Origin of the sequence: Catellatospora coxensis, from assembly GCF_016862635.1 — a bacterium.
In the GTDB taxonomy this organism is placed as follows: domain Bacteria; phylum Actinomycetota; class Actinomycetes; order Mycobacteriales; family Micromonosporaceae; genus Catellatospora; species Catellatospora coxensis.
On record NZ_BONI01000093.1, the window covers coordinates 25,729 to 33,483 of the forward strand.

5 protein-coding genes are annotated in these 7,755 nt (G+C 69.2%); 3 read left to right on the forward strand and 2 right to left on the reverse strand.

What is annotated here, in order from left to right:
- Position 1 precedes the first annotated feature (1 nt).
- Together Cco03nite_RS36310 and Cco03nite_RS36315 are read left to right on the forward strand one after the other, a co-directional pair.
- Entirely contained in the window at positions 2-664 is a 663-nt protein-coding gene (locus Cco03nite_RS36310) for a TetR/AcrR family transcriptional regulator (RefSeq protein ID WP_239167947.1), read from the forward strand.
- A gap of 76 nt (positions 665-740) precedes the next feature.
- Entirely contained in the window at positions 741-1,451 is a 711-nt protein-coding gene (locus Cco03nite_RS36315) for a hypothetical protein (protein WP_203698551.1), read from the forward strand.
- Between the two features lie 82 nt (positions 1,452-1,533).
- Here Cco03nite_RS36315 and Cco03nite_RS36320 read toward each other — a convergent pair whose 3' ends face one another.
- Positions 1,534-3,846 (reverse strand): CBM96 family carbohydrate-binding protein, encoded by a 2,313-nt coding sequence (locus Cco03nite_RS36320; protein ID WP_203698552.1) that lies wholly within the window; start codon positions 3,844-3,846, stop codon positions 1,534-1,536.
- 1,140 nt (positions 3,847-4,986) lie between these two features.
- Between Cco03nite_RS36320 and Cco03nite_RS36325 the strand changes: the two genes are divergently transcribed.
- Entirely contained in the window at positions 4,987-5,862 is an 876-nt protein-coding gene (locus Cco03nite_RS36325; RefSeq protein ID WP_239167948.1) for a radical SAM protein, read from the forward strand.
- A gap of 8 nt (positions 5,863-5,870) precedes the next feature.
- Here Cco03nite_RS36325 and Cco03nite_RS36330 read toward each other — a convergent pair.
- Positions 5,871-7,755, reverse strand: a 1,885-nt coding sequence (locus Cco03nite_RS36330; RefSeq protein WP_373314413.1) for a WD40 repeat domain-containing protein, incomplete at its 5' end; no start/stop codon positions are given.

Here is a 7,755-nt window from a genome sequence, read left to right on the forward strand (position 1 = left end):
CGTGGTCACCCGGTACGCCGTCATCACCGACGCCGCCATCGCACTCGTCGCCGAACAGGGCATGCGCGGCCTGACCCACCGCGCGGTCGACGCGCGCGCCGGGCTGCCGACCGGCACGACCTCCGCGTACTACCGCACCCGCAAGGCGCTGATCGAGGCGCTCGTGCAGCGGCTCGCCGACCTCGACGCGGCCGACCTGGCGGCGGGCAGCCTGCCGAGCGACGACGTGCCCGCGTACCCGCCGAAACTGACCGCCGCCGACCTGGACGGGATCGCGGCCGCGACCGGCGCGCTGCTGGACCGGTGGCTCACCGACGGCCGCGACCGCGCCCTGGCCCGCTACGCCTGCGTGCTCGAAGCGACCCACCATCCGGAGCTGCGCGACATCCTCGGCCACGGCACCGCCTCCCGCGTGCAGGCGCGCGCCATGCTGGCCGCCGCGGGCGCCGCGGACCCGGACCGGGCCGGCGACCATTTCGTGGCCTGCGTCGACGGGCTGCTGTTCGACCGCCTTGCCGGGGCGGGCGCGCTGACGGCCCCGCCGCCCGGCACCCCCGAGTGCCGCGCCGACCTCACCACCGCCGTCCGCGCCCTCCTCCACGCCCTCACCACCCCACCCCTCCGCAACCAGCGCCCACGCGAGCGCCGCGCCGCGCGCGGTTAAGAAGGTGCCCTTCCGCCACGTATACCGATAAGAAGGTGCCCTTCCTTCTCCGGCGGGCGGGCGAGGGATCGGTACCATGCGCGCCGTGATCTCGATCCGGCCGCTGGACCGCACCCGTGTCCTACTCGTGCTGACCGTGGCGGCGACGCTGGCGAGTCAGCTTCTCGCTGACGGTGTGCCCGCCGGCAGCCTGTGGGAAGGGCCGCTGCGGGCGGCCGCGCCGCTGGGCGGACTCGGGGTGCTGGTCTACATGTTCTTCCGCCGTTCCGGAAGCGCCGTGGCGTTCACCGTGACGGGCCGGGCATTCGTCACGTCGTCGCACGTGTCGCGGCTGCTGGGCTTCGGGCTGCTGCTCGGCTCGGGCCGGACCGCCTTCGGCGAGTGGGACGGTCATGGACCGGGCACCACACTGCTGATCACGACATCCGTCGGGTGTGTCGCGGTCTTCGTGGTCCTGATCTGGCGCGGCATGCCCGCGCTGGAACTGCGCGCCGAAGGCATCAGGTTGACCGGACCCGGCGGTGCGGACATCCCCTGGGAGGCGCTGGGTTCCGGGTCCCCGCGCCGTCCCAGCCCGTCGAGCTGGAGCCTCGCGCTGACCGTCGCCCGGCCCGACCTCCTGCCCAAGCGCTTGCGCGGCCGTGCCCTGCTGCCGCTCGGCTGGGACACCCACCCGCATCTCGTGGTGGCCGCGATCAGGTGGTACGTCGACCACCCCGAAGACCGTGCCCGTATCGGCACCCAGGCCGAACACGACCGGCTCGTGTCGGCGCTCGACCGGGTCTGACGTCTTCGGCGGCCGCGACGTACACGTGAAGAACCGCCTGCCCACCGGTCGCTCGGCGGGCAGGCGGTTCACGGGATGCGGGTCAGGCCGCGCCGAAGGTGACGGTCAGGGTGGGCTTGCTGGTGTTCTCGCGGCTGTGCAGGCGCTGCTCGTAACCGGCGGCGCCCTCGGTGGCGTCGCGGATCTGCAGGCCGTGGTTGCCGTCGGTGTAGAGGCCGGCGACCTGCGAGGTGACCGTCCACTCCACCCAGCCCTTGACCGCGGGCACGGTGGCCGCGGTGCCGGTGGTGGTGGGCTGGTTGCGCCAGGTGACGCCGGTCTCGGTCCAGGCTCCGGCGAGCCGGACCGCCCGCAGGGTGCGGGTGCCGACGGCCGAGGACACGTACATGCGCAGCTTCGCGCTGGCGACCTTGCAGCCTGCGGGCAGGCTCGGCAGCGCGAAGTGCACCAGCGTGCGGGCGTCGGCGCTGGCCTTGCTGCGTACCTTGAGGATCGCGTCGCCACCGAAGTTCGTCGTGGACCAGCTCGTCGTGATCCACGAGTCGTAGTCGGCGGTCCGGGTCGCCGTGCTCGCCGCGCAGGTTGCGGTGCCGTTGACGGTCACCGACGCCTGGTCGTCCTCGCCGGGCACGCCGTTGCCCGGGGTCGAGTCGACGTCGGCCGGAGAAGCCGCGCTGACCTGCGCGGTGTTCGTCTTCTGCCCGGTGGTCGCGACCCTCGCGACGATCTGGACGGTGGCGCTCGCCCCGGCCGCCAGGCTGCCGACCGACCACAGACCGGTGGCAGACGTGTACGTGCCCTGCGTCGGGGCCGCCGACACGAACGTCAGGCCCGACGGGAGCTGGTCGGTCACGGCGACGCCGGTCGCCCCGGCGGGTCCGGCGTTGGCGACGCGGACCGTGAAGGTGACGTTGGAGCCGACCGGCACCGCGGCGGCCGACCCGGTCACCGTCAACGACAGGTCGGTCATCGGCGGCGGGGGCAGCCCCGCGCCCCAGTCGCGGGCGAACACGTCGCGGTGGGCGTCGGAGTCGTCGGCGCTGAGGTTGCGCGCCGGGGACTCGAACGCGACCAGCCTGCCGTCACCGGAGATCGACGGATTCGTGGAGCGCTCGTCGCCGCCCGCCCCGGCGGCCCCCGTCGCCCTGCTCACGAAGGTGGTGGTCGCGGACTGCAGGTCGCGGACGAACACGTCCGGGCACGGCCGGTTGGTGCCCTGGGCCGGGTCGTAGCAGGTGTCGAGGTCGTCGGCGCTGAGGTTCATCGCCCGCGACATGAAGGCGACGTAGCGCCCGTCGGCGGAGATCGACGGCTCGAACGAGCGCAGCTCCGCCACGGCCCCGGCGGCCCCGCTCGCCCTGCTGACGAGCGTGGTCCGGCCCTCCTGCGTGTCGCGCACGTACACGCTCTCGGTGTCGAACGAGTCGACGTCGTCGGCGCTGAGGTTGTACGCGTCGGATACGAACGCGATGTGGCGGCCGTCGGCGGAGATCGACGGGCAGGTCGAGGGCCCGCCGAAGGCGAGTGCCCCGTTGACGCCGTCGGCTCTGCTCACGTAGCTCGCCGTGCCGGCCTGCAGGTCGTACACGACGACGTCGAGGTAGCCGTTGTTGTCATCGATCGAGATGCCGTCGGTCTCGAAGGCGACCTTGCGCCCGTCGGCGGAGATCGCCGGACCGCAGGGCCCGATCCGGTAGATGGGCGCGTTGCCGATGTACACGGTGGTGCCGGCCTGGAGGTCGCGGACGAAGAAGTCGGTGCACGGGTGCGGGCCGCCGCCGTCGATGTAGCACTCGTCCTCGTCCTCGGTGCTGAGGTTGGCCCCGCCCGAGGTGAAGGCGACCTTGGTTCCGTCCGCGGACACGGTCGGGTAGTACGAGCTGCCGTCGGAGGCGGCGCCCTGTGCGCCGTTCGCTCTGCTCACGAACGTCGTCGTGCCGGACTGGAGGTCGCGGAGGAAGATGTTCGAGCACGGCTCGGGCAGGCCCCAGAACAGGGACATGCAGGTGTCCTCGTCCTGCGTGCTCAGGTTCGCGGCGGTCGAGCTGAACACGACGTAGCGCCCGTCGGCGGAGATCGACGGGTCGGCGGACGGGCCGTTGGCGGCAGCTCCGTCCGCTCCGTCGACGCGGCTGACGAAGGTTGTCGTGCCGGTGGTCAGGTCGCGTACGAAGACGTTGGTGTGGGCGTTGTCGTCGGCGTCGCTGAGGTTGTCGGCGTCGGAGGCGAAGGCGACGTAGCGCCCGTCGGCGGAGACCGACGGGGCCGAGGAGTCGCCGTTCCCGGCCGTGCCGGCGGTGGCTCGGCTGACCAGGACGGTGTCGTACGTGGCCGCCCAGGCCGGGTTGCCCGGCACGGCCACCAGCGCTGCCAGGACCGCCAGCGAGACGCCCACGGGCAGCCTGCGCCGGAGCGCGGCTCCGCGGTGTTGCCCTCCTGCGCGAGGCACCCGCGGCGTGACTGCGGGTTTCGTTATTGACATAGGACGGCTCCGTTCAGCCCACGCGGCGTCCACGCGCATGGACGGGTAGCGTTCGGCCCGCGCGCGATCGACGAGCCCGCACGCAGAGTAATTGACCGATAACCGAACGTTGCGACGACACTCTCTGCTGTTCAGTGGCCCTGACCTGCCGGGATCCGGACCGGCATACGCAGGGCTGGGGCCAGCCAATGAGTTTTCGTGCGGCAGCCGGGTGCGTGACGTAACGCTGCCGACGCCGCGACGCGCTGTGGCGCTGCGTACCTGCGTGACGGCCTAGTCCCCGCTCGGCTATGCGGGGACCTGGGAATTCCGACGTCTGTGGCGCGATGATCTTGACCGTGGCGGTGGAGCGGCTCCACGGACGTGGCGCCCGCGGGCCGGGTGCTGCGCCGCTGACCGGGCAGCCCGGCCGCCTTGACCGAGGCGGCGTACGAGTTCCAGTCGGCCCGCGACCGCCGCTGCGCGCCGGGACGCCTCCACCGAACAGCGCAGACGGCCGCAGTCGGTTAAGAAGACGCCCTTCCTCTGCGGAAAACGATGGGAAGGTGCCCTTCCTTAACGGCAGGCACTGGTGGTTTATTTGATCCTCCGGATGGTGAGCCGTATCAGGTACATCTTGAGCCTGACGGCGAGGGACGTGAGATTCGGAAGGTGGGGCGGTTTCGGTGATCGCGTTGTCAGCAGGACTTTGGCCGGCACCGGCAAAGCCGACCGACGTCGATGGTGGCCAGCGAGCTACCCGAAGCATCCGCGACCCGGTTGTTCGACCCCGTCGGGGGGTGACGTAATTCGTCGCCGCTGCGGATGATCGGCGGGCGTTGTGCTCTATGCTTTAGGCGAATCGTGGGTGACGCGTGTCCGCCCGGCTGGCTGAATTATCGACGCCATCAGCTACTCCGAGGAGGCGATGTGTCTGGCCCGGCGCACTGGGTTCCGGCCATATTGTACGAACAGAACGGCCATTCGGTCCGATGTGAACTGTGCCCTCATCGCTGCGTCCTTGCCGACGGCGACTTGGGCCTTTGTCGTGTACGGCGAAATGCCGGTGGACGGATGCAGACTGCCACCCACTCGATATCTGTGATCCACAGGGACGCAGTTGAGCGTAAGCCGTTCTTCCACTACCGTCCTGGACGCAGCACGATCACGATCGCTGCCCCCGGTTGCACCTTCTCCTGCTCGTACTGCGTCAACTATCGGCTGTCCCAGTACGGACGACCTGACAGCCAAGAATGGACCGGTGAAATCGCCGACGTCGAGGCTGTCGTGGCCGATGCGGCCACCGAACAGGCAATCATCGCGCTGTCCTACACGGAGCCAGCCCTGGCCATCGAACTCACCCTGGCACTGGCTGAAGCCTCCGACCCCTACGGCGTCGAGATCGCCTGGAAAAGCAACGGCTTTCTCACCGATCGCGCCGTCGATACCGTGGCACCTGTGCTCGCCGCGGTCAACATCGACCTCAAGGCTGCGGACAACGGTCGCCACCGTCGGCTTACCGGCGCACCACTGACCCCCGTATGGCGCGCTATACGCCGCTTACGTGAATTCGGTGTATGGATCGAGTTGTCCACGCCCCTCATCCCCGGCTACACTGACGACCCGGAGGATCTCGCCACCCTCGCCGCCGGGATCGCCGACATCGACATCGACATTCCGTGGCACCTGCTGCGATTCACCCCGACCTTCCGAATGACCAGCCAGGACCCGACGTCCCCTGACGCCCTCGCCGGCGCCGTCAGCATCGCCCGATCTGCGGGTCTGCGTTACGTCTATGTCGAACGGGCGCTCGGCGACGAGGGCCGAGCCACCCGATGCCCCGGCTGTGGCACAACTGTCGTCACCCGTGGTATCTGGAACCTCACGGCCAATGTTCTCGTGGACGGTCGCTGTCCTGCCTGCGACAACACGATTGCTGGCCGGTGGTAGCCGCTATGTCAAGGCCGGTCGTCGGGAGCCAGCATGCGCGCCACCGCCCGCGCCAGTGTCGCAGTTCCCGCTTGGCTCGGCACGTGCATCCACCACGGTCCGCTCGCCCCGCGAACGGGAGCGAAACCTGGCGGCGAGGACGTCAACACCCGCGTCCGGCGATCTGCGCGGACTGTGAAACGCCATACCAGATGGGGCTCCGACAGCAGTAACGTCACTGCGGCCCCGGCGCTGTGAGCAGTCCGCAGCGCCCTCTGCACATCCGGCGCCGACAAGCCCCGCGCAGACCAAATCGTCGCCATGGATTTCACATCGCCCAGTGGAACGCATCGCTCCGGATCATCGAGTGTGATCAACCAGACGGCTTGACCCGTCGCCTGAAACACCTTTGCGATCACATGAGCCGCTGACCGCAGCACGCCTTCCACCGGACCGAAGGTGGCCGGGCTCGTATCCAGCACGATCACCATCTCCTCCAGCAGTGGCGACGTGAGGTCATGGAAATCGCGGTAGAGCAGGTCGCTCTGCGCGTGCCGAAGCTGGAACACGTCGGCCGGCAGCGCGAGCTGCGTCGGCAGGAGGCTAGTAATCCGCCCTCGGGACGTCACACCCTCGCCGCCGATGCTGCGGGCCTGCGAACTCGTTCCCTTCTCCGTCCTTCGGCCCACCAGGCGGTTGGTTGTCAACTGGAGCTGTCGGAGCCGGGTGGTGTCGACCGGAGGCATGCCGTCCGCGAGGTGGCGAAGGCGCACCGGCAGGGTCGGATCCGCTGCCACAGCTGAGGGACCGAGTACGGTCAGCAAGGTCACGACCGACTCGGTGACATTGTCTGCGCCGGTCAGCAACTCCTCGATTGAGGGTGTGGCCACCTGCATTGAGGCGCGACCTGGCGACACCAACGCTGACGACAGCGCCGATACCAGCACCGCCGGTGTAGACGGAGGAGGGGCCAACCGAATGTCGAAGGCGACGTCTGCCACCAGCAGCGCAGCCATACCCACCCGTGCGGCACGCGGCCATGCCAGCGCCCGCAACTGCCGCACTCGCGGGTGGTCGGTGAGCAAAGCCAGTCGATGGCTCCTGTCGCTATCGGTGATTAGAAGATCCAACAGATCGTCGAGCAACTGCAGTGGTGGATGTAACGCCATGGAGCTGAGCGCGGCGATTCCCGATATGCCGGTGAACATTCCGGACCCTTGCGGCGAAAGCGCTACCTCGGATCGGCCGGTTAGGCTGATTCTTCGGATTGTCGGGGCGTGTTCCTCCTCGAATGTGACCGCCACCAGAACGGATCCGTCGGGCAGCGTGTGCAGGGCCAGTTCCGACGCGGCTCTGGGGGTTCCCCACTGGCCATCGATGAGACACAAGCCCTGGCCATGTGGCTCCTCCCTGAGCTGGACCCCAGCGTATTTGTTGCCGGTGGCGAGTAGGGCGGTGCCGTCGGGCAGGTTGGCGAACGCAACAGAGAGTACAGGGCTGTTGTGGTCGTTGTAGGTGCGGAGGTGTTGTCCGGTGGTGGCGTCGTAGATGCGCACGGTGTGGTCGTTGCTGCCGGTGGCGAGGAGGGTGGTGCCGTCGGGCAAGTTGGTGTACGCGACGGAGTACACCGAGCTGGTGTGGTCGTTGTGGGTGTGGAGGTGTTGTCCGGTGGTGGCGTTGTAGACGCGTACGGTGTGGTCGCCGCTGCTGGTGGCGAGGAGGGTGGTGCCGTCGGGCAGGTTGGCGAACGCGACGGACCACACGTTGTCGGTGTGGTCGTTGTGGGTGTGGAGGTGTTGTCCGGTGGTGGCGTCGTAGACGCGTACGGTGTGGTCGCCGCTGCTGGTGGCGAGGAGGGTGGTGCCGTCGGGCAGGTTGGCGAACGCGACGGAGTACACCGAGCCGGTGTGGTCG

Bases quoted from the DNA above. Each gene is read 5' to 3' on its own strand.
- Cco03nite_RS36315 (WP_203698551.1), top strand. From the start codon at position 741: ATGCGCGCCGTGATCTCGATCCGGCCGCTGGACCGCACCCGTGTCCTA.
- Cco03nite_RS36325 (WP_239167948.1), top strand. From the start codon at position 4,987: ATGCAGACTGCCACCCACTCGATATCTGTGATCCACAGGGACGCAGTT.